Source organism: Campylobacter sp. US42a (genome assembly GCF_004379055.1).
GTDB classification, from domain to species: domain Bacteria; phylum Campylobacterota; class Campylobacteria; order Campylobacterales; family Campylobacteraceae; genus Campylobacter_D; species Campylobacter_D jejuni.
Map to the genome: position 1 here is coordinate 1 of NZ_RYYK01000028.1, position 230 is coordinate 230.

At 36.5% G+C, this 230-nt stretch carries 1 protein-coding gene; it reads right to left on the reverse strand.

Annotated features, from left to right (window positions below; all coding sequences use genetic code 11):
• Positions 1-230, reverse strand: a 230-nt coding sequence (locus ELQ10_RS08550; RefSeq protein ID WP_208379425.1) for a ribonucleotide-diphosphate reductase subunit beta, incomplete at both ends; no start/stop codon positions are given.

The window sequence follows — 230 nt, forward strand, 5'->3', positions numbered from 1 at the left end:
CTACCATGGCCAAAAGAAGTTTATTATCATCTACATCGCCCGCTAATTCTTCATAGATACTTGAAATAAAATCATTTTTTTCGCGCAAAGTTTCATCGTGCTTTTCCATTTCATAGATTAAATCCGTATTATCGCAAATGGCTTCAACCATTACTGCATAAGATTTTGAATGGTTAGCTTCTTCATAAGCTTGGCGTGCTAAAACCGCATTGATTTCAGGAGCAGTGATG